This is a genomic window from Synechococcus sp. H55.11 (assembly GCF_047462475.1).
Classification (GTDB): Bacteria; Cyanobacteriota; Cyanobacteriia; order Thermostichales; family Thermostichaceae; genus Thermostichus.
The window spans coordinates 1-20,552 of sequence record NZ_JANSJI010000181.1 but is presented as its reverse complement, the minus strand read 5'-3'; the positions used below and the strand labels follow the sequence as shown (position 1 = coordinate 20,552).

Annotated in this window: 21 protein-coding genes and 1 tRNA gene; 11 read left to right on the top strand and 11 right to left on the bottom strand. The window is 61.3% G+C overall.

All coding sequences use genetic code 11. The features are described 5' to 3' along the window. Positions 1–240 precede the first annotated feature (240 nt). Complete coding sequence (gene ruvB, locus NW853_RS07545; RefSeq protein ID WP_414334583.1) at positions 241–1,383, top strand: Holliday junction branch migration DNA helicase RuvB; 1,143 nt, start codon at positions 241–243, stop codon at positions 1,381–1,383. Position 1,384: 1 nt separating this feature from the next. Here ruvB and NW853_RS07540 read toward each other — a convergent pair whose 3' ends face one another. Then, positions 1,385–4,081: a phycobilisome rod-core linker polypeptide gene (locus NW853_RS07540; protein ID WP_414334581.1), complete on the bottom strand. Its 2,697-nt coding sequence runs from the start codon at positions 4,079–4,081 to the stop codon at positions 1,385–1,387. Positions 4,082–4,288: 207 nt separating this feature from the next. On the opposite strand from NW853_RS07540, the gene NW853_RS07535 reads away from it, so the two are divergent. Continuing rightward, positions 4,289–6,442, top strand: a complete 2,154-nt coding sequence (locus tag NW853_RS07535; RefSeq protein ID WP_414334580.1) for a glycosyltransferase 61 family protein — start codon at positions 4,289–4,291, stop codon at positions 6,440–6,442. Between the two features lie 58 nt (positions 6,443–6,500). Here the strand turns inward: NW853_RS07535 and NW853_RS07530 are convergent. Together NW853_RS07530 and cobJ are read right to left on the bottom strand one after the other, a co-directional pair. Next, positions 6,501–6,584: transfer RNA gene (locus NW853_RS07530), tRNA-Leu, on the bottom strand. A gap of 224 nt (positions 6,585–6,808) precedes the next feature. Beyond that, positions 6,809–8,668, bottom strand: coding sequence for a precorrin-3B C(17)-methyltransferase (cobJ, locus tag NW853_RS07525; protein ID WP_414334578.1), 1,860 nt, complete (start codon positions 8,666–8,668; stop codon positions 6,809–6,811). A gap of 55 nt (positions 8,669–8,723) precedes the next feature. Here cobJ and NW853_RS07520 point away from each other — a divergent pair, with 55 nt between their 5' ends. From NW853_RS07520 to NW853_RS07505, 4 genes are all read left to right on the top strand, one after another. After that, the gene (locus tag NW853_RS07520; RefSeq protein WP_414348719.1) at positions 8,724–9,374 is read left to right on the top strand and encodes a hypothetical protein; all 651 of its coding nucleotides are present in this window, start codon (positions 8,724–8,726) and stop codon (positions 9,372–9,374) included. 64 nt (positions 9,375–9,438) lie between these two features. After that, on the top strand, positions 9,439–9,903 hold the full coding sequence (locus tag NW853_RS07515) for an FKBP-type peptidyl-prolyl cis-trans isomerase (protein WP_414334574.1): 465 nt from the start codon (positions 9,439–9,441) through the stop codon (positions 9,901–9,903). A gap of 51 nt (positions 9,904–9,954) precedes the next feature. Then, positions 9,955–10,608, top strand: a complete 654-nt coding sequence (locus tag NW853_RS07510) for a 5-formyltetrahydrofolate cyclo-ligase (RefSeq protein ID WP_414348717.1) — start codon at positions 9,955–9,957, stop codon at positions 10,606–10,608. Positions 10,609–10,633: 25 nt separating this feature from the next. Continuing rightward, positions 10,634–11,074, top strand: a complete 441-nt coding sequence (locus tag NW853_RS07505; protein ID WP_414334570.1) for an FxLYD domain-containing protein — start codon at positions 10,634–10,636, stop codon at positions 11,072–11,074. Positions 11,075–11,088: 14 nt separating this feature from the next. Here NW853_RS07505 and NW853_RS07500 read toward each other — a convergent pair whose 3' ends face one another. The 7 genes from NW853_RS07500 to NW853_RS07470 form a co-directional block, all read right to left on the bottom strand. Beyond that, positions 11,089–12,366 (bottom strand): amidohydrolase family protein, encoded by a 1,278-nt coding sequence (locus NW853_RS07500; RefSeq protein ID WP_414338817.1) that lies wholly within the window; start codon positions 12,364–12,366, stop codon positions 11,089–11,091. A 135-nt stretch (positions 12,367–12,501) separates the two neighbouring features. After that, positions 12,502–13,671, bottom strand: coding sequence for a class I SAM-dependent methyltransferase (locus NW853_RS07495; protein ID WP_414334566.1), 1,170 nt, complete (start codon positions 13,669–13,671; stop codon positions 12,502–12,504). Between the two features lie 94 nt (positions 13,672–13,765). Further along, positions 13,766–13,939, bottom strand: a complete 174-nt coding sequence (locus NW853_RS07490; RefSeq protein ID WP_414334564.1) for a hypothetical protein — start codon at positions 13,937–13,939, stop codon at positions 13,766–13,768. Positions 13,940–13,984: 45 nt separating this feature from the next. Beyond that, on the bottom strand, positions 13,985–14,512 hold the full coding sequence (locus NW853_RS07485; RefSeq protein WP_414334563.1) for an NAD(P)H-quinone oxidoreductase subunit J: 528 nt from the start codon (positions 14,510–14,512) through the stop codon (positions 13,985–13,987). Position 14,513: 1 nt separating this feature from the next. After that, a complete protein-coding gene (locus NW853_RS07480; RefSeq protein WP_414334561.1) occupies positions 14,514–15,254 on the bottom strand; it encodes an NADH dehydrogenase subunit K in 741 nt (246 codons plus the stop codon). Continuing rightward, on the bottom strand, positions 15,245–15,607 hold the full coding sequence (gene ndhC / locus NW853_RS07475) for a photosynthetic/respiratory NAD(P)H-quinone oxidoreductase subunit C (protein ID WP_414334560.1): 363 nt from the start codon (positions 15,605–15,607) through the stop codon (positions 15,245–15,247). The genes NW853_RS07480 and ndhC overlap by 10 nt, the downstream gene beginning before the upstream one ends. Positions 15,608–15,719: 112 nt before the next feature. After that, positions 15,720–15,968 carry a hypothetical protein gene (locus NW853_RS07470; RefSeq protein ID WP_414334559.1) on the bottom strand — a complete coding sequence of 83 codons (249 nt, stop codon included), beginning with the start codon at positions 15,966–15,968 and terminating at the stop codon, positions 15,720–15,722. A 287-nt stretch (positions 15,969–16,255) separates the two neighbouring features. Here NW853_RS07470 and NW853_RS07465 point away from each other — a divergent pair, with 287 nt between their 5' ends. The 3 genes from NW853_RS07465 (at position 16,256) to NW853_RS07455 (ending at position 18,472) form a co-directional block, all read left to right on the top strand. After that, positions 16,256–16,915 (top strand): LexA family transcriptional regulator, encoded by a 660-nt coding sequence (locus NW853_RS07465; RefSeq protein ID WP_414334557.1) that lies wholly within the window; start codon positions 16,256–16,258, stop codon positions 16,913–16,915. 144 nt (positions 16,916–17,059) lie between these two features. Continuing rightward, a complete protein-coding gene (locus NW853_RS07460) occupies positions 17,060–17,893 on the top strand; it encodes an OmpA family protein (RefSeq protein ID WP_414334555.1) in 834 nt (277 codons plus the stop codon). A 105-nt stretch (positions 17,894–17,998) separates the two neighbouring features. Then, entirely contained in the window at positions 17,999–18,472 is a 474-nt protein-coding gene (locus NW853_RS07455) for an ATP-binding protein (protein WP_414348714.1), read from the top strand. Here the strand turns inward: NW853_RS07455 and NW853_RS07450 are convergent. Next, positions 18,469–19,599 (bottom strand): geranylgeranyl reductase family protein, encoded by a 1,131-nt coding sequence (locus NW853_RS07450; RefSeq protein ID WP_414334551.1) that lies wholly within the window; start codon positions 19,597–19,599, stop codon positions 18,469–18,471. The genes NW853_RS07455 and NW853_RS07450 overlap by 4 nt on opposite strands. Positions 19,600–19,799: 200 nt before the next feature. Between NW853_RS07450 and NW853_RS07445 the strand changes: the two genes are divergently transcribed. Next, positions 19,800–20,087, top strand: a complete 288-nt coding sequence (locus NW853_RS07445; protein ID WP_414334549.1) for a hypothetical protein — start codon at positions 19,800–19,802, stop codon at positions 20,085–20,087. A gap of 130 nt (positions 20,088–20,217) precedes the next feature. Continuing rightward, complete coding sequence (locus NW853_RS07440; RefSeq protein WP_414348711.1) at positions 20,218–20,529, top strand: hypothetical protein; 312 nt, start codon at positions 20,218–20,220, stop codon at positions 20,527–20,529. Positions 20,530–20,552 lie beyond the last annotated feature (23 nt).

The window sequence follows — 20,552 nt, the reverse complement described above, 5'->3', positions numbered from 1 at the left end:
CTTCCCGCTGGATTTGGCGGCGGTGGAAGTGGCGCCGGCCATCCGTGGCTAATCCACTCTTGACCGAGTAGACTAGTCCTTCTTGAGTCCCCTGGCAGATGCCGGGGGATTTTTTTCTTCTACTGCCCCCTCCAATCTTTCTACCCAGGTGGGAGACCAAAATCGGCAAACGGTTTACCAGGATCTTTCCCCCAGTTTTTTCCAGTTAGAGTAGGGCTATTGCATCTGCAGGTAAAGGATATGGCGATCATTTCTTCTCGGGCTGTGGGGGCTGAGGATCCCGGGCAGCAGCAAAAGAGTTCTGCTTGCAGAGAAGGGATGGAGTTCCGCTCCCAGAACCGGGGCCGGCAAGCCGATGAGCTGTTGCAGCCACAGGCTCAGCCTGGCGAGGCTCAGGAAGAATCCCTGCGCCCGCGCACCCTAGCCGAGTACATCGGCCAGACGGAGCTTAAGGAAGTGCTTTCCATTGCCATTGCGGCGGCCCGGGCCCGCGGTGAGCCTTTGGATCACCTATTGTTCTATGGCCCGCCCGGCCTCGGCAAAACCACGGTGGCTGCGGTGCTGGCGGCAGAAATGGGATCCCACTTCTACATGACCACAGCCCCGGCGCTGGAGAGCCCCCGCGACATTGCCGGCTACCTGGTGCGCCTGAAGCGGGGGGATGTGCTGTTTATCGACGAGATCCATCGCCTGCCCAAAGTGACGGAAGAATTGCTCTACCCGGCCATGGAAGATTTTCGCCTCGATATCACCATCGGCAAGGGTCGCTCGGCCCGCATCACCTCTCTGCCCTTGGAGCGCTTCACCCTCATCGGGGCCACCACTCGCATCGGCGCCCTCACCTCGCCGCTGCGGGATCGCTTTGGCCATGTGCAACGGCTGCGCTTTTATGAGCCCCACGAGCTGGTGGAAATCGTGTTGCGCACTGCCCGTCTCCTGAACACTTCCATCGATCCAGAAGGGGCGACAGAGATCGCCCGCCGTTCTCGGGGCACGCCGCGTATTGCCAATCGCTTGTTCAAGCGGGTGCGCGATTATGCCCAGGTGCGAGGAGATGGCCACATCAGCCGAGAAGCGGCAGCCGCGGCCCTGGAGTTGTTCCAGGTGGATCCTATGGGGCTGGATTGGACAGATCGTAAGCTCCTGACGATCCTGGTGGAGCAGTTTGCGGGCGGGCCCGTGGGCCTGGAGACGATGGCCGCCGTGACGGGTGAGGATCCCCAAACCATCGAAGAAGTCTACGAGCCCTACCTGTTGCAGATCGGCTATCTGCAGCGCACACCCCGTGGGCGGGTGGTTACCCCCGCCGCCCTGCAGCACTTGGGCTACGCAGCCCGTTCCCTCACCCCCAGCCCCTCTCCCACAAGGGGAGAGGGGAGTTAATCTAGCTGCGATCGTTGCTGCCAACAGGGCTGAAACTGGGCACCACCAGCTCGCGGTTTTGCTTAGTGAGGCGGCCATACAGCTCTTGGGTGTTGGGGAAGTTGGCCGCCGGCAAGGTGGGGAAGCGGCGGTAGGGCACTGTATCTTCCCCGAAGAGATCCCGGTACTCTTGGGTATTCAGCAAGGCGCGCACAAAGGCCTTCAAACCCTGGGTGGCCAGGATCTGGTTGTACTTGCGGATCTCCTGCTGGTTCAGGGGCGCGCGGCCCAGGAAGTGCTTGGTGCCCAACTCGATCACCTTGGTGTTGGGATAGGGAGCGTAGAACTCAGAGCGGTACAGTTCTGAACACCCCAGCGCCTCGATGAACTCCTTGACGGTGATCTCGCCGTTGCGCAGCCTGGACTCGGCGGAGCTGAGCTCGGCACTGATGTTGTAAATGTCCATATCTCGCTCAAAGACCTGCCGGTAGGCGGCGCGGATGAGGTTGTTCACCTCGGCTTTGTTGGCCAGGCTGGTGAGCTTGAAGATGGGAACCTCCTGGCGCACCTTGGGCACTCCCTGCTGGGCCCGCCGCTGGATCTCCAGCTCGCCGGAGGGCATATCCTGCGGCTGGCCCAACTTGACAAAGAGGGGGATATCCTCATCGGTGCGAATGGGCTTGAGCGCCGCCATATCGCTGGATCCGGGGCGCATCCGCCGCAACGCCAGGCCGCCGGGGGTGAGGTAGCGCTCGTAGGGCACAATGTCTTCTCCGAAGGCCCGCTGGTACTCCTCGCTGTCGAGGATGGCATCCACCACCGCGTAGAACCCTTGCTTGGAGGCAATGTCGAACAGACGGTTGATCTCCTGCCGCCCGTAGGTGGGCCGGCCCAGCAGCTTGCGGTGGATAAACTCGATGGCTTTGCAAACATACAAGCTGGACCAGTACTTGTTGCGAAAGAGATCCGATTTGGCCAGTTGGCGCACAAACTCTTTGACGCTGATCTCGCCCGACTCCAGCTTGATCTCCCAGCGGGTTAGCCGTTGGCCTTCGTAGGGCACATAGCCATATAGCTGCTGGTAGCAGGCGCGGATCACCGCTTGTGTGGATCCCTCGCTGCCAACAATCCCCGCCCGTGCCCCCAACCGCCGACTGCGATCCCCAGGGGTTTGGGTGAGCTTGAAAACCTTGGGCCCCAAGCTGCCCGGATCCCCTGCCGCCCTGGGATTGGTGCGCTCGTTGGTGAGGGCAAAGCCGCGCCGGATGAGGATGCGCTTGACATCCTTGTTGAAGGGGGCGGGGCTGGCGTTGAGGGAACGGGTCTCCTTGGGGAAGATGGCGCCAAATTGGATCTCCAGCGGGTCGTTGCCGACGCCATAGGCATGCTGATCCGGCAAAGGGCGATTGTAGCGGGCAAAGAGGGTGATGAACTGGGGCACCTTGCGGCGGGGGGCAGCGTAGTTGTAAAGATCAAACTTGGCCCCCCAGTTGGCGCTGGTTTGGGCTTCCACCCCTAGCTTGCGCAGGTAGGGCACCGTCTCCTCGCCGAAGTAGTCGCCGTACTCGCGGCTATCCACCAGCGCATCCACCAGGCCGGCCAGACCCTTGCTGGAGATGATGGAGAAGTAGGTCTGCACTTCCTCGCGGGTTTCTGGGGCCCGTCCTAGGAAGTGGCGGAAGGCCAGCTCCACGACGCGGCTGTTGATGTAGGGCTCGTAAAACTGCTTGCGGTACAGTTCGGATTTGCCCAGGCGGCGGATGAACTCCTTCATGGAGATCTCGCCGTTTTTCACCTTCGATTCCAGGTCGGAAAGCTTGAGGCCGTAGGCACGGCGGATGTCTCGCTCGAACACCTGCCGGTAGGCGGCTTTGATCACGTCTTCTTTCTCGGCGTTGGACAGCCCCGGCTTCATGGCAAAAACGGGCACTTTTTCCGCCGCCAAGTTGTAAATCTGGGGGAGCTGTAGCCCCTGCAGGGGCAGGCCATCGGCGGTGCTGGCGTTGCGCTGCCGCAGCTTATCGGAGGGGGAAGGAGCGATGAACTCGCTCAGCAAGACATCGAAATATTGGTTGATGATGGCCACCGCCTCGGCATCTTTGCGGAAGTAGCCAGCGGCGGCCCGCTTCATTTCTTGAATGGCGACGATGGTGGCCTCGGCGGAGCAGGCGTTTTCGATGATCTCCCGCAGGCCACGGGTGTTGACGGCAATGATGCTGGGATCCCCGGCCACAAGAGCGTAGGTGACGTAGCGCAAGAACCAGCTCAGATCCCGCAGGGACTTGCGCATGTTGGCGGCGCCGTAGCGGGAGATGTTAATGGGGCGGAAGTTGGGGGGAATCTCCACGCCGCTGGCGCTGAAGAGGTTGCGGATGGCCTCGAGGAAGCCGCCGGTGGACTCCACGTAAAAGGCGGTGCCCAACTTAAAGGCTTCCTTCTCGTCCTGAGTGACTTCTGGCCGCTCCAGATAGGCCATGGGCGAGCCCCCCGTGAAGATGCGGTTGGCCGCCCGGCTGACGATGATTTCGGAGTTGGCCGCGATCACTTGGGCAATGTCCAGGCGCTTCAGGCCGCTGGAGAAAAAGTCCTCCAGGCGATCCAACTCGGTGCGTCCCAGATAGCGATCCTGCTGTTCTGCCTGGGAGATGGTCGATACGGGCACGGTTTGGTACAGACGGGGGCTGGAAACGACGGTGCCAGCGGATACGTTGATACCCATCGATCTCTTAAACTCCGTTTTATCGAAAAAATGGCCGACAAAGGCTGAGGACGGTGCCCTCCCATCGCGCAGCGGGCCATAGCCTTTGGGGTGAAGAGGCCGACCCACGCTCGAACCGATGTCTCTCCCTGAGCCGAGAAGGATTGATGCCGGAGGGAGAAGCCAAGCCTAGAATACTAGGGGGATGTGCCCAGAGTGGGGGGGTTGTTGCAGTTTGTAACACTGTTTCTCATCCACATAGACATGGCTCCCGACCCGGCTCTGCCCTCACATCCGTTGTTTTCCGTCTCCAGCCTTGAAGACTGGCAACAGGGGCGTTACGAGTGCCTTGTCCAAGCTTTGCAGCAGCAGCTCCAGCAGGGATCCCCCTCCTCAGAGCTGTATTGGGGGCTGGGAGCTGCCTATCTGCTGCTGGGGCGGGAGCTGGAGGCGCAGCTTGTGTGGCAAGAGGGCTTGGCAATGCAGACAGCCGGAGGTGTAGCCGAAGCCGAGGCTGTGCGTGGGTGGGCAAGGGAGCTGCAGGAGCTGGCAGAGGGGCTATGGGAAAAAGGCCATTGGCCGCAGGCGGCGGCTTTGTACCGACAGCTTGTGGAGCAGGGATCCCTTCCTCCCGATCTGGCGGCGCTGGCCGCCCATCGCGTTGGCCTAACCCAAGAGCGCAGCCGGCTGTGGAGCGCGGCAGCGGAGTGGTATGAGCGGGCTTGCCGGTGGGATCCAGCAGCGGCAGAAAGTTCTTGGCGCTGGGGCCTGGCGCTGCTCAAGTTGGGCCGGTTCCAGGAGGCCACCTCGGCCTTGGAGCAAGCCGTGCGGCTGCGGCCGGAGTGGGGGGATCCCTGGGTGCAGATGGGCTTGGCCTGGCTGGATCAAGGGGATCCGGCGCAGGCGGTGCGGTGTTTCCGGGAGGCGGAAGCGCGGGGCACGAAGACGGCAGAGCTCTACAGCTACTGGGCAGAGGCCCAGGTGCGGCTGGATGACCCGCAGGCTGCCTGGGAAAAGTTCCGGCAGGCGGTGGCGGCGGAGCGGGAGTGGCTGCAGGCGTGGTGCGAAGGCAGCGGCAGAGAAAGCCCGCTGCGGTCTGGACTGGAGCAGGCAGGCAGGGGAGAGGGGATTCCCCAGGACCTGGATTCGGCTTGGCGACGGCGCTGGGCTCCGGCAGGCTCTGTTGCCCAGGCCAGCCCCCTTGTAACCGACTCCTGGCCGCTGCCAGCCCAAGGCTACCTCACCACCCGGCAGTGGCATCAGGCCACAGGCGAAGGGGACTACCAAGCACTGGATCCAGGGGAGGTGCTCTGTCTGCAAGCGCCCCCTGTAGCTGATCCGGCCATTGGGCAAAAGCTGCGCCCGCAGCGGATCCCCCTGGCCGAGACTTTTGTGGCCCAGATCCCCCGCGGATCCGTCCATGTGGGCCACTATCCCCGCCACCTCTACGCCAGCTTTGCCAGTGCGGTGCTCACCCGCCGGGGAGAATTGCTGGCCGATGTCTCCCTCAGCTTGCCGCCACCGGAGTTTCTCGACTGGGACTGGGGGCCGGATCACCTGGAACACCACCCCATCTTGAGCTTACCCCACCTGCCGCCGCCGATCCCACTGGACGGCTCTGTCGCCCTCTTGCCGTTGGGAGCGGTCAATTACTTTCACTGGATGGTGGATGTTTTGCCTGCCCTTGATGTCCTGCAGCGGTCGGGCGCCCTCGGAAAAGACATCCCCATCTTGATCCACGGGTATCAAAGAAAACCCTTTCAGGTGCAGAGCTTGGCCGCTTTGGGGATCGCAGCCGAGCCCATCCTCAGCTTCGAGCAGGTGGGGGGATCCCATCTGCAAGCGCAGAACCTGATCGTGCCCTCAGCAGGGGCTCCGGCGGGGTGCTTGACGCCCAGGGGATTGGCGGTGCTGCGGCAACTGGCCCGGCCGAGCTTGTCCAGCGCTCCCTTGCTGCCGCGGCGGATCTACATCAGCCGTCGTGCTGCCCGCTGGCGGCGGGTGATCAACGAAGCGGAGGTGCTGGCGGCTTTGCGCCCCTGGGGATTTGTATCGGTGCAACTGGAAACCCTTTCTCTAGCGGAGCAAGTAGCGCTGATGCAAGGGGCCGAGGCGGTGATCGGGATCCATGGGGCGGGCCTGACCAACCTCGCCTTTTGTCAACCCGGCGCCACCGTCATCGAGATCCTGCCCCGCAACGCGGTGCTCCCCTACTTTTGGATCATCGCCCAGGTGGCAGGGCTCAATTATTTCCCTTTGCTGGCGCCGGTCTGCGATCCAGCTTTGGTGGCCCTTCTGGCCAGCCCCGATTTGGATCGAGAAGATGCCTGGGTGCGGATCCCGGACTTGCTCAAGGTGCTGGAACAGACAGAGCTCAATTGATGGTGGAAAAATGCCTTTTTTCGAATTTACGAGAGTTCTGCAAGCCTCGCATTCAAGATGGGATCGGAGGGACTCGAACCCTCACGTTCTTGAGGAACAACGGATTTTAAGTCCGTAGCGTCTACCATTCCGCCACGATCCCCTCTAGCGGCAACAGTACTCTAACAGACCACAGGCCAGCAGGATCAGCCTGTAGGATCCGGTGGTGACCTGATGGGGTTGGAGTCGGTCGGTCAACCAGCCAAACAAGGTAACGGGGGATCCTACTCTTCTCGTGGATGACGATGGCGCGGATGGCTTCGATTGCCACAGCCCCCATGGCCGGGACCCCCACCTCGGGCACGTCACCGCCTGGGATCCCCCCACCTACTCAGGAGAGGCGCTCAGGCGGTAGCCGCGGGGGGTGATCAGCCGGCTGCCGTAGCGAAAGGTCTGCGAGTTGCCGATCAAGACCAGGGTAAACATATCCACCTGCTCAGGATCCAACTCCCCCAGCGTGGTGAGGTGGATGACCTCGCCGGAACGATAGAGGTTGCGGGCCACCGCCACCGGGGTGTGGGCGGGGCGGGCGGCCAAAAAGATCTGCAGGGCTTTGAGGAAGGGATCCAACCGCTGCCGCGAGCGGGGATTGTACAGAGCCACCACAAAGTCGGCCTGGGCAGCCGCCTGCAGGCGTTGCTCGATGGCCGGCCAAGGGGTGAGCCGATCCGAGAGGGAAATGGCGCAAAAATCCTGCATGAGAGGGGCTCCCAGGCGGGCGGCAGCAGCCTGAAGGGCGGAGATCCCCGGCAGCACCTCCAGAGAGGGGCGGATCCCATCCCAGCTGCTGCGGGCCAAGTACTCCAGCACCAGCCCGGCCATGCCGTAGATCCCCGCATCTCCCGAAGAGATCACCGCCACCTGCAGCCCCTGCTGGGCCAGGGCAATGGCCCGCTGCGCCCGCTGCACCTCCTGGGTGATGGAAAAGGCTTCGCAAATCTGGCCCGGGTGTAAGAGGGGCGCCACCAAGTCCAGGTAGAGCTGGTAGCCGATCACCACGTCGGCTTGGGCCAGGGCCAGGCGGGCGGCCAAGGTCAATTGGGCGGGATCCCCGGGGCCGGTGCCAATCAGCCACAGGTGCCCGGCGCGAGGGGAATACTCCTGAGCAGCGCGGGCAATGGCCAGGGTACAAGCTCCCTCGCTTTCTGAGGCAAAGACCTGCTTGGGGCAGAGAAGGGTGGCTCTCCCCTGGGCTGGATCCTCATCCCCCGACATGCGCTGGGCGGCCAAGAGGGCAGCCGCCTCCGCCACCGAAGGGGTGCCCACGGCCTGCCGCACCGCCTCCGAAGGGTGGGGAACTGGGATCCCCGCCAGGGCCGCGGCAGAGAAGAACTGGATGGGCCAACCGTGGGCCTGGGCCAACTCCAGCAGTCCCGCCTCATCCCGTTTCAACTCCAGGGTGGCCAAGCCGGCAACGGCCTCGAAGGCCAGCCCCTGGGCCTGCAGCAGGCGGCGCAGGGATCCCTCCAGCCAGGCGCGGCTGGTGCCCCGCTCGCAGCCCACACCCACCCACAGCACCCGTGGATGCCAGTGAACGGTGGGGAGCTTGTCCAGAGAAGTTGTAGATTCGCTGATCCGGATCTGGGCCACTGCTTGGTCGGGAGCGGTGAGGAAAAGAGAATGATCCGCTGGCCAGGCTCGCCGCCAGAGCTGCGTGCCACAGGTTTGCTCAACGGCCACCGGCTCTCCCCGCGCCAGAGCGGCTGCCACCCCGTTCCAATCGCCGGCGCCCCGCTGCCAACCGTAGGGATCCCCCAGCAAATCCAAAGGCGGGATCCCCAGCCCTTCCGAGGCAGAGGTGAGGATGGGCTCGGCTCCCAAGGCAGCCGCCACCCGCCGCGCCAGCGCCTCAGCTCCTCCCACATGGCCGCCACAGAGGCTAATGGCCCAGCGCCCAGCTTCGTCCACCACCACCACCGCCGGATCCCGGTATTTGTCTTGCAAGAGGGGGGCAATGAGCCGCACCACCGACCCAACTGGCAAGACAAAGATACAGCCCTGCACCTGCGGCCAGCTCTGGGCCACCGCTGCCGCCAGGGGATCCCCATAGGCTTGCCAGGGGGGTGGCAGCGGCTCTCGCTGGGGGTTGGCCTTGCTCCAGCAGATCCACTCCTCCGGCAGCAGCGACAGCAAAGGCTGGGCCAAGCGGCGACCGCGCGGGGTAGGGGCAAACAGGGCAAGCTTCATCAGCCTAGGGATCCTATACTGGACTACAGAGCCACCCGCAAATAGACGAGTGCCAATGCCAACCCCCCTTGGACTGATGCTGCCGCTGATCCCCCTGGAGGTTCTGCTCTCCACGAAGGGGCTGATGTTTTTGTTGCTATCGGCCTATGGCGGGGCCATGTGGACATTTTTAAGTGGCGCTCCCCGGGTGTACACCATCATCGTGCCCGATCTGGAGCAGGCAAGGGGCTTCTACGAAAAGGTTTTGAAGCTGCCGGAGGCGGAGCTGCCGCTGCAGTACTACTACGGCTATGAGCAAAGCATGGTCAGCTCCAGCCTGGGATCGCCCTATTTTCCGGGAGATATTGGCCTCAGCTCTCACTTCGATACCAGAACCCGTCCCACTTCTGGATCGACACAACCGGATACCCCTGGCCTCTGGTATCAGCTCTCCGACAATGTGCAATTGCACGTGATCCTCGGCTCCACGGATCCCTACGGCAGTCCCTCCAGGCCCTCCTCTGTGCCTGCCTACGGGGCGGCAGCCGGTCGCACTGGCGGCGTCCGCTATCGCCACACCACCTATGAACGGGAAGCCCTCAAAGCGCTCCTGAAGCGGATCAACAAGCAAGGGATCCGCAACAGCGTCCGCTCCGAAAAGCCTTTTGTCTTCTGGGTGCGCGATCATCAAGGGCAGATCATCGAATTTGCCGAAATAAAAGGATGAAGGGATCCCCTAAGATCGTTGAAGGAAGGGGAAGCAAAAAGTCGGCGAGGGGAGACGCCAACAGATGAAACGGATGCTGCTGCTGTTGCTGGGTTTGCTGTGGATCGGGATGTGGGGTGGACAGCCGGCCGTGGCTCTGTCGCGGGCCAAAGACAACCCCGTGGTGGGCATCCAATCCCCAGCCAAAGACTTCATCACCACCGAGTCGGGCCTGCAATACTACGACATCGCTCAAGGCAGTGGGCCTTCACCTCAACCGGGGCAAACGGTGGTGGTGAACTATGTGGGCAAGCTGCAGGATGGCACCGTCTTCGATAGCTCCTATAAGCGCAATCAACCTTTCATCTTCACCTACGGAGTAGGGCAGGTGATCCGCGGCTGGGAGGAAGGTCTGGCCACCATGCGGGTGGGTGGCAAGCGGTACTTGCGCATTCCGCCGGAGTTGGCCTACGGCAGCCGCGGCGCCGGCGGCGTGATCCCACCCAACGCCACCCTTGATTTTGAAGTGGAGCTCCTGGCCATCCAGTAGACTCTGGACATCCACACCTAAGCTTGACTGGGGGTGGGGAAAGTCAAGGCGGTGAGATTGCAGGGCGCTGCGGCAACTCCCTTCTGGGTAACAAACCTGTCTCCGTCTGTGGAGCCCAATTTTCCCCCTGAAGCTCCTAGCGCAGAAAAAGCTCGCCTGCGCCAGCACTTCCGCCAAGTGCGGCAGGGGCTGGAACGCTCCCTGATCGAGCAGAAAATAGTGGCTCATCTGGCCTCTCACCCCCAGCTTTTGGCGGCCAGAACCATCTTGGCCTACGTGGCCTTCGGCTCCGAGGTGGATCTGGGATCCCTGTTCGCCCTTTTCCCTGAAAAGCGCTGGGGGATCCCTCGTTGCTTGCCGCAGCGGCAGTTGGGATGGCACCGCTACCACCCAGCCGAGCTTGTTCCCAACCGCTGGGGGCTGCCGGAGCCCTCTCCCACCAGTGAGGTTATCGACCCTGCCGAAGCCGAGTTGATCCTCGTGCCCGCCCTGGCCTGCGACCGCTGGGGGAGGCGTTTGGGCTATGGCGGCGGCTATTACGACCGCTTTTTGGCCTCGCTGCCGGATCCCGGTGTGCCCAAGTGGGGCATTGTCCCGCAGGCTTGCCTGCTGCGGCAGCCTCTGCCTCAGGATCCCTGGGATCAACGCCTGGACGGGATCCAAACCGAAGAGGGGTTTTACCCGGCGGGGGATCCCCTAGACTAAGGGAGATGGGCCTTGGAGGAAAAACATGAGCCAAGTTTGGAAGAAGGGGCTTCGCTCCCTCTGCTGGAGCCTGGGCTGGGCGGCTTTGGCGGCCCTCTTGCTGGGCTTTGGCGCCATCCCCCTACAATTGAAAGATCTGCACATCACCCCCTGCCCGGATACCCCCGAATACACCAACCTGGTCACCAGCAACGGCAACCCCATACCGGCCAGGTGCATGTTCATTGAAGGGACGGTGGTGAACCGCTCCAAAAACACCTTGGTCAATGCGGATGTCTTCGGTCGCCTTTACGATGCCAACGGCAATGAGGTTCTGCCGGAGCGCACCCGCGTGGGAGCCATCGAAGAGGTTCCCCCCGGCGAAAGCCCCTTCTCCATTCGCATCTCCGTGCCCGTGACCAGCCCGCTGCCCTTGACCCTGGAGCAATTCAAGGCCAGCGGCTTCAGCGGCACCGTGCGCCGTTGACATCCAGTTGATCCCTAGAAGAGTTGGCGGGTGAAGTCCACCTGGGCCGGGCGCCCGGGCAAATGGAGCTGGGCAACCACCGGCGGGGTTTGGGCGATCAGCCGTCCCCGACGGAAAACGTACAGGCAAGCCGGTTTCAGGCGAATGGCTTCGACGGCATCGGCAGCCTGGAGCACCACCAAATCGGCATAGCAGCCGGGTTCTAGTCCGTAGCCTTCTAACCCCAGAATGCGGGCCGGGTTTTCCGTAACGGCCAAGAAGCACTGGCGCATCTGCTCATAGCCGGTCAATTGGGCAGCGTGGATCCCCATGTGGGCCACCTCCAGCATGTTGCCGCTGCCCAGGGGATACCAGGGATCCATCACGCAGTCCTGGCCAAAAGCTACTGTCAGCCCGGCGGCCATCAGCTCCGGCACCCGCGTCAGCCCCCGCCGCTTGGGATAGGTATCGTGGCGGCCCTGCAGCACCAGGTTCACCAGCGGGTTGGCGATCACCCCCAGCTCTGCCTCGGCCATCAGGGAAATGAGTTTGCTCACGTAGGCGTTGTCCATTGAGTGCATTGAGGTGAGGTGGGAGGCGGCCACCCGCCCCTGCAAGCCCAGCCGCTGCGTCTCGTAGGCCAAGGTTTCCACGTGGCGGGAGAGGGGATCGTCTGTCTCGTCGCAGTGCAGATCCACCCGCAGACCCCGCGCCGCCGCAATCTCGCACAGGGCCCGCACCGAAGCTGCCCCTTCGGCCATCGTCCGCTCAAAGTGGGGGATCCCACCCACCACCTCTACCCCCCAATCCAGAGCCTTCTCCAAGAGCTGCACCGCCCCCGGCGAGCGGTAGTAGCCATCTTGGGGAAAGGCCACCAGTTGCAAATCCAGGTAGGGGGACACTTTTTGCTTGACCTCCAGCAAGGCCCGCACCGCCAACAGGTTGGGATCGCACACGTCCACATGGGCACGGATGGCCAGGATCCCGCGCGCCACCGCCCAGTCGCAATAGGTCAAGGCCCTCTCTATCACTGCCTCTGGCGTCAGCAGCGGCTTCAACTCCCCCCAAAGGGCGATCCCTTCTAGCAAGGTGCCCGATTGGTTGACGCGCGGGATCCCGTAGGTGAGGGTGGCATCCAGGTGAAAGTGGGCATCCACAAAGGGGGGCGACACCAAGCGGCCACTCACATCGATTTCCTGCAGGGCAGTGGCTTGTAAGTTGTTTTCCAGAGCAACAATGCGGCCCCCTTCAATGCCGATATCAACCCCCTTGCGGCCATCCGGCAAATTGGCCCGACGCAGAATGAGATCCATAGGTTATGGCTATTTCAACTTGGGATGAGCGACTAAAGTTGTTTCAAGGGCTTCCCTTCCCCCACTAAGGTAGGGGGATTTCCAGTCCTACCTATAGTGAGAGTGGCCGCCAACAAGCAATTCAAAAAGTAAGGCTCATGGCCTCAGCCCCAGCTCCGGCCCGCCAAAGCCCTGCAGAGGATGAGCATATTCTGAGCTGGTCAGACCCTTGGCCTGCACCAACACCCCAAAGCTCCCCAACCCCATCGGATCCAGGAGGGCGTGAAGAGCGTATCGTCGCTGCAACACCTGGCCCACATCCACAGCTTCGCCGTCAAGCGGATCCTCAATTTGGCTGAGAGCGGCCAGCCGCTCGGTTAACCCCAGGTTCACCAAAAAGCTGCTCTGCCGGGTGAACCCCAAATACTTCAGCCCCAGCGATTCTCCCACCTGCTCTAGGGTCGTAAAGTCCACATGGGCCGTGAGATCCTGGGATCCCACCTGAACATAGGGATCCGTGTAGCTGCCGTGCCGTCGGTAGGCCAGGAGCGTGCCTTGAGCGCGCTGGGGGCTATAGTAGCGCTGGGCGGTGTGGCCGTAATCGACAGTCAGCACGTAGCCCCGCCGCAGCTTGCGGGCCAGGAGCTGCAACCACTCCAGGGCTTTCAAGTTCACCTCGGTTTGGTAACCGGACGGATAGGTTTCTATGGGGATCCCCAGACGGGCAAAATACTCTCCCAGCTCAGGAGTGGACAGATCCCCCAGCACCTCCCGGAAGTCGGCTGCGGCAGCATCGCCACAAGCGACGTAAATTTCCCGCAACGCTCCCTCTTGCACCTGCACCCGATGTACCGGAAAAGCATCCACCAGCTCGTTCGAGAAAAAACAGCCGATGACCGAGTCATCCGGGATCTCATCCCAATCCAGCCAGCGCACCTTTTCCCCAAAAGGGGCCAGTCGCTCCTGCTGTAGCCGACGCAGATGGGCAGAACGCTCCAGGATCCCATATTCCAGCACCTGCCAAAAAAGGGGGTGAGCAGAGCGCACGTAGGTCAGCCAATCCTGGGCCAAACGGCCGCTGCCCGCCCCCATCTCGATCACCCTGAAGACAGAAGGGGATCCCAAAATATTCCAGAACTGGCGGATCTGCTCCGCCAACAGTTGGGCAAAATCCGCCGCCAGGTGAGGAGAGGTCAGGTAGTCGGTGCCAACCGGGGATCCCCGCTCGTAATAGCCCAGCCCCGGCTCGTAGAGAGCCCACTCCATAAACTGGGCAAAGGTCACCGGCCCCTGAGCGCGAATGCGGCTGCCGATCAACTCCTGCAACCTCTGTGTGGACCGAGGTAACAACCAAGGCAAACTCAGGTCGCGCCGGGGCTGCTCAGGAACGATCACAGGTGGGGGTTCCAAAGATCCAGACTCACTTGCTCAGAGGGCGACGCCAATTTTGGCGAAACTGACGGTTCGAGACCAACAGCAGCGGCCAGAGAGCCGATACCAGCCACTTTCCGGATCCCGAATAGACGCGATCCGCTTTGCGGGCCGAGTACCAGACTCCACCTGCATAAATTGCCAAGAGCAAAAAAGGCCACATCTCAACCCATCCTGTTAACGCTGCTCAGCGAGTGGGGATCCCCGATCAGTAGGCATCCTGCAGCTCATAAAAGTCAGGCGTGATGTAGTCTTTGCGCAGCGGCCAACCAATCCAGTCTTCCGGCATCAAGATCCGCTTCAAGTTCGGGTGTCCCTCAAAAACAATGCCATACATGTCGTAGGTTTCTCGTTCCTGCCAATCCGCCGACTTCCAGATCCAATACACGGAAGGCAGCCGCGGATCCTGGCGAGGCAACTTCACCTGTAGCCGCACCTCTTGCGGGCGGTCTGCCCCATCCGATAGCTTGATCAGATGGTAGAGGCTGACCAGTGGCTGACCTGCCCCCAAGTCGTACCCACACTGGCACTGCAAATAGTTGAAGCCATAGGCATAGAGGGCGGTGCACACAGGCAGGAGAAAATCCCGCTCCACCTCCAACAGCTCCACCCCCGCCGCATCTTTCCCCAGGTACTGGTGGTCAAAACCGTTGTCGGCCAGAAACTGGGAGACCGGGCCGCGCTCCAACGTCGCTAACGGTTCCGCTTGCCTTTCCTGAGCCTTGTCCTCTGCCATCTTACATCCCTCCCCGCAAAGCTTTGAGCTGCTGTTCCGCCTGCTTGAAGTCGGCAGTCTGCAAGGCCGGCGGCACCGGCAAGCCGATGGCAGCCGCCAGTTCCGGCGGAGGAGCTTGGCGGGTCTCGCTCTCCAGATACTTGCCAGTGATGATCTCCGGCACCGGCTTGAGGTTGTGCTTGACCGTGTAGTAGCGGTGAGTTTGTTGCAGGCGGCCCCGCTCCCGCATGTCTTCAGCGGCGATCTTCTTGCGCAGCTTGACAATGGCATCCATGATCGCCTCCGGGCGCGGCGGGCAGCCGGGAATGTACACGTCCACGGGGATTAGCTTGTCCACCCCTCGCACTGCCGTGTAGGAATCGGAGCTAAACATGCCGCCACTGATGGTGCAGGCCCCCATGGCGATCACGTACTTCGGCTCAGCCATTTGCTGGTAGAGCTTGACCAGCGCCGGGGCCATTTTCATAGTGACCGTGCCCGCCGTGATGATCAAATCAGCCGTGCGCGGTGAAGACCGGGGCAACAGGCCAAAGCGGTCGAAATCAAAGCGGGATCCCAGCATGGCGGCAAACTCGATGAAGCAGCAGGCGGTGCCATAGAGCAGGGGCCAGAGGCTGGACATCTTGGCCCAGTTGTACAGGTCGTTCACCGTCGTCAGAACGACATTGTTGGAGAGGTCGGTGGTAACCTGGGGGGCGGCCCCTGGAAACAGAACCTGCGGTTTCTCAGACGTCATGACCATTCCAATGCTCCTTTTCTCCAGGCGTACACAAGACCCACCACAAGGATGGCGATGAAAATCAGGGCCTCCACAAAGGCCAGCAACCCCAAGCGGTGAAACGCCACCGCCCAGGGATAGAGGAATACGGTCTCTACGTCGAAAATGACGAAGACCAAAGCAAACATGTAGTAACGGATGTTGAACTGGATCCAGGCTTGCCCAAACGGCTCCATGCCCGACTCATAGGTGCTGCGGCGTAGGGATCCCCGCCGCTTGGGAGCCAAGAGCGCAGAGGCCCCCAGCGCTAAAATCGGCAGCAGAGCGCAGACGATCAGGAAAACCAGCAGATACTCGTAGCCGGACAGAACAAACACAACCTCAGACCGCCTCAGTTGCTCAACATTTAGATACGTTTTCAGTATAGAGCCAGTCTGGGATTCCCCTGCGCCCTCGAATCTTCATTCTAATCATCAGTTCTGGTGATGATCACGATTGCCGGGAGCGGCGTTTTTCCAGCCAAGCCCACACTCCGCTCACCACCGCTCCGGCCATCAGGATCCCCAAAGCCGGCTGAAACAAAGGCAGCCACAGCCGCACCCAAAGCTTGTAGCCCAGTGGGATCCCGACAAAAGCCCCCGTCACCGAAAAGACAAACCAGACAAACCCGGCGAACACCAGAAAGACAATGGCAATCAGGAAGTTATCCAGCCAGCGCTTGAGGTCAGAGGAAGTCATGGAGATTAAGGCAGAACAGCTTGAAGTCAACCCAGAAGCAATATCTGAACCGAACTTTTTGGCTATCCAACGCTGGGCCAGCTCGGCTCTCGCCTGCCGTGAGCAGGCTCCAAAACCACACTAACGCCAGCGCAGTTCTCCTGCCAGCCTACCGACAGCATTTGAGAGTTGCGATTCCCTTGGTCAGCTCAGGTGGGAGATTGTCCCCCAATCGGCTGTACCGGCTGTTGACTTGTCAAGATATAGTGGTGAAAATCTGCTTATACACAATCTGTAGCGCTAAGCCGATGTCCATCTTCTCGAGCTCCTCTTTTGCAGACCGCTTACGACAGGTGATCGGCGACGAGGCCATTTATGCGTTTGGGCGACGGGCCGGCATTAGCGATACGGCCTTGCGCAGCTACCTGAAGGGTTCCGTGCCCGGCATTGACAAGGCGGTGAAAATTGCCCAGGTGGGCCAAGTCAGCCTCAATTGGCTGATCACAGGGGAGGGATCCCCACGCTTGGATTCCGACTCGAAGGCAGAGTATGTGTATGTACCTTTTGTCGATGTGGCCGTCTCTGCGGGAGCGGGGGTGTTGGTGCGGGAAGAAGCGATCGCCGCGGTGATGGCTTTCGAGCGAAACTGGCTGCGGGCCCATTTGAAGGGAAACCCTGCCAAGCTGAGCCTGATTCGGGTGCAGGGGGATAGCATGGCTCCCACCTTGGAGGATGGCGACTGGATCTTTGTGGAGCGGCAGGAGGGTGGGGATCTGAGCTGTGAAGGCATTTATGTCTTTCAGATGGATGGGGATCTGTTGGTCAAACGACTGCAGCGCCTGCCCGGATCCCAGGTGAAGGTGATCAGCGACAATCCCCGTTTTCCTCCCTTTGTGGCGGATCTGGCGGATCCCGCCAACGGATTGGCCATCATAGGGCGGTATCGAGGCCGCCTTAGTTTTGATTAGCCCTTTGAACGATGGCGGGAAGTGGCAGCTTGACCGACCGAGAATCCCCTCGGCGAGCTCCGGTCGCCGGCTAGGATCGCTTTCTAGAGTTGAGTGGAGTTCCCACTCCTTGCCTGCGTCCATTTAGCCGGAGGTTTGCCCAGGATGCCTCGCTCGTCCCAGCGCTCAACGGTTGCTCTCAATTTCCTCAGTGGGATCCTCTTGGTCAGCAGCGGGATCTGGCTGGGGATGGAGCTTCCCCAGCAGGCTCAACCTCAGCCCCAACCGGAGACCAACCTCTCTGCCGGTCAACCGGCTCCGCCTACACCAGCGATCTTGCCCACCCTGGCCCCACCCCAGGCCAATCCGCCGCTGGCCAGCCCAACGGCCAATGCAGATCCAAATGCAGATCCAGAGGAACGTCAGGCGAGCCCCACAGATCTGGAAACGGAGATTCGGGAAATCCGCCAGCAGGTGATCCAGCTCTTGATAAAAATTGAGGAACTGGAGTCGCGGCTGCAGCGGCTGCGTTCTCAAACAGCCCCTGAGCCCGTCAGGGAATCTTCCACCGCCGCCGAGATCGCTCCAGGGGAAGCCAGCGTTCCCGCCCCGACCCCAACGCCGACTCCCACCTCTTTTCAGGTGGGAACCCAAACCATCAGCCTGCCGGGGGATTTGCTGTTCGATTTTGACAAGGCCGAGATTCGACCTGAGGCGACCTCGCTGCTGGCCCAGGTGGCGAAATCCTTGGAAGCCATGCCCGGCGCCCGCGTTCAAGTGAACGGTCACACCGACAACATTGGATCCCTAAACTACAACCTGGCTCTTTCCCTGCGCCGCGCCAACGCGGTTAAAGACTATTTGATGAAACTCTTGCCGGAAGGCCATCCCATCAGTTGGACAACCTCTGGCTTTGGCCCTACCTTGCCGGTGGCCGATAACGACACAGAAGCCGGACGGCAGCGGAACCGCCGTGTGGATTTGATCATCGCTCCCTAGCTTCCCCCCCCAAAATGGGGGATGACATATTCTGGCAGGGCTTTGGTCTAGAATCTGGTAGGGCCAAATGGCTTCAGGTTCAATCCCTATCGTTGGGGTTCGGTTTTGAACGCAGCAGGGATCCCTTCGGGTGAGAAGCAGACATTTGCGCTGAGGGTTGAGACAACTCTCGACGCTCTTGGCCAAGTTTTAACCTGGTTTGAATCTTTTCGAAATGCCGGCATCCCGGATCCCATTTGGACGGAATGTCAGTTGGTTTTGGCGGAGGGGTTTACCAACGCCGTTCGCCACGCCCACCGCGCCCTGCCTCCCAGTACGCCCATTGATATTGAGCTGATCCTGATGCCGCAAGAGCTGGAGTTGCGCATTTGGGATCAGGGGCAGGAGTTTGACCTGGAGGGAGCTTTCCGGCACCTGGTGGCCAACCCCGATCCCGAATCCGAGGGGGGACGCGGCATTTGGCTGATGAAGGCTCTCTCCACCCGCCTGAGCTATACTCGTCAGGCGGATGGGCGCAACTGCCTGTTGATCGGCAAGCGCTTCGACGATCTAGCTCAAGTCTATCGGTGCCAGGCCTAGGTGAGCAGGCCGCCGCTTAACTTGCGAATGGCCGAGCTGGCCACATCGCTGTAGCGCAGTTCACCGGCCAGGATCTGGCCCATACGCCGAGTGGCTCCCGGTCGTTTGACGCCCACCTTGTAGCCCACGCCTGGAAAGCGGTAGAACAAGGCCGCAATCCGTTTAGCCCAGCGCATCTCTGAGCCCCATTCCTGTTGCACGCGGGCCGAGTAGTTCGCCAGAGCCTCTGTGTTCCCCGCCAGGGCTTGGTCGATGGCCTCTGCCGCCAACATGCCGGTGAGGAGGGAAGGGCGGATCCCCTCGGCGGTAAACGGATCGACGACGCAGGCGGCATCCCCCACCAAGAGGGCATTTTGGCTGTGGAGCGGTTGCTCTTCATCCCAGAGGCAGATGGGATGGCCGAACTGCTTGACCGATTTCAAGTCTACGCCGAAGCTTTGGGCATATTGGGCGGCAATTTCCCGCAGGTTTTGTTTTTCTCCACCGCGAAAGGTGCCGGCCCCGATCGAGTAGCCATCGGCCTTGGGGAAGTTCCAAAGGTAGCCATTGCTCACGGCGCCGAAGTCGAAATGGGCGGCTGCAGTTTGCGGTTGCCCAACGGGCACCTCTGCTTCCAGGGCGGCGGCTAGACGACGGCGGCGTTCTTGAAAGCCCAGCCACTTGGCCATCGAGCCTTTTGCCCCATCGGCTGCGATCACATACCGACCCCAGACGGGGCCGGTGCTTGTCATCACTTGCCAGCGGTCGCTTTGCCACTCGAGGCCGGAGACGGGGCATGTTGCCTGGAGCGCTGCCCCTTGCTTTTGCGCCTGCTGAATCAAGTAGTGGTCGAAAACATCCCGCCGCACCATCCAAACGGGTTCTTGCAGATCCAGGTCGGCCACCACCGGATCCCCGCCGCGCCAGGTGTAGCGAATTTGCCGGATCTTCAGGGAAATGGCGGGGCTGAAGTCGAAGTCGAACCAAGCTGCCACCATGGGAGAGACCCCGCCCCCACAGGGTTTGTAGCGGGGCAAGGGATCTTTTTCCAAGACCAGCACCGAGCGCCCCCGCTTGGCCAGATGGTAGGCAGCAGAGCCGCCGGCGGGGCCAGCACCGACAATGACACAGTCGTAAAGCTGCGACATAACCTGCGATTCCCCAGCTCCCATGTCCTGGGCTTTGTTTATCGGCTTCTAGACTATTATGGCGGCAGCAAATCTACCCGCCTGTTTTTGGGAAGCCCATGCGAATTCGATGGCAACGGCTTGCCAACTTGCCCTTGACTTGCTGCTATGCCGCCTTCAAACCCTCTAGCTCGCTTGATCTCGTTGGATGAGGAAACCCCATGCACGACCTGGACAGTTTGCCAGAACCGGTAGCCGACGCCCTAATCAAAAGCCTGCTCACGGATGTGGAACGGCTGATCAACCAGCACGGCCTGTCAGAGGTTCTGGTGGGGTTGGCCATGTATTGCAATGTGCAGTTCAAGGCCAAGTTCAATAAACCCAACCGCACCGAAAAGGATGAGGAGCTGGGATTTTATTTCCGCGACGCTGCCAAAGCCCTAGAGGTGGCGGCCAGCCTCACCTACCGCACCATCGATCGCTCCCGGCCCAGCCAGCCCAACGCTTAGAGGGTAGGGATCCCGCCCTCACCCCCGGCCCCTCTCCCAGAGGGAGAGGGGAGTTGGCAAGTGATCTAGGGTGGCAAGGGATCCCCCTGGGTTCTTATGCTGGTGGGCGACAGTTGCAGTGAGGCCGAGCGTGAGAGTTGTCTGGGAACGCAGCATTTACGGGGGCAATGGCCGCGTGCCCTGCATCATCTGCGGCGGATGGGCCACCCCGATCAAGAAAAAGGGGCAGCAGGTGCTGCTGGCGGTGGTCTACAACGACCGGGGCCAAATCTATGGCGAGATCTGCCGCAGTTGCCTCAGCCTGGGGGCCAAGGGCATCAAAGAGTATCTACGGGAGCGGATTGCCCGCCTGCGTAGACAACTGCAAGACCTGGAGGAGCTGGAGCGGGGAGAGGTGCAACTGCCCACCTTGGAGCAGGAGCTGAGCGCTTACCTGGATTGAGGACTACCCTTTCTGCCGCTCAA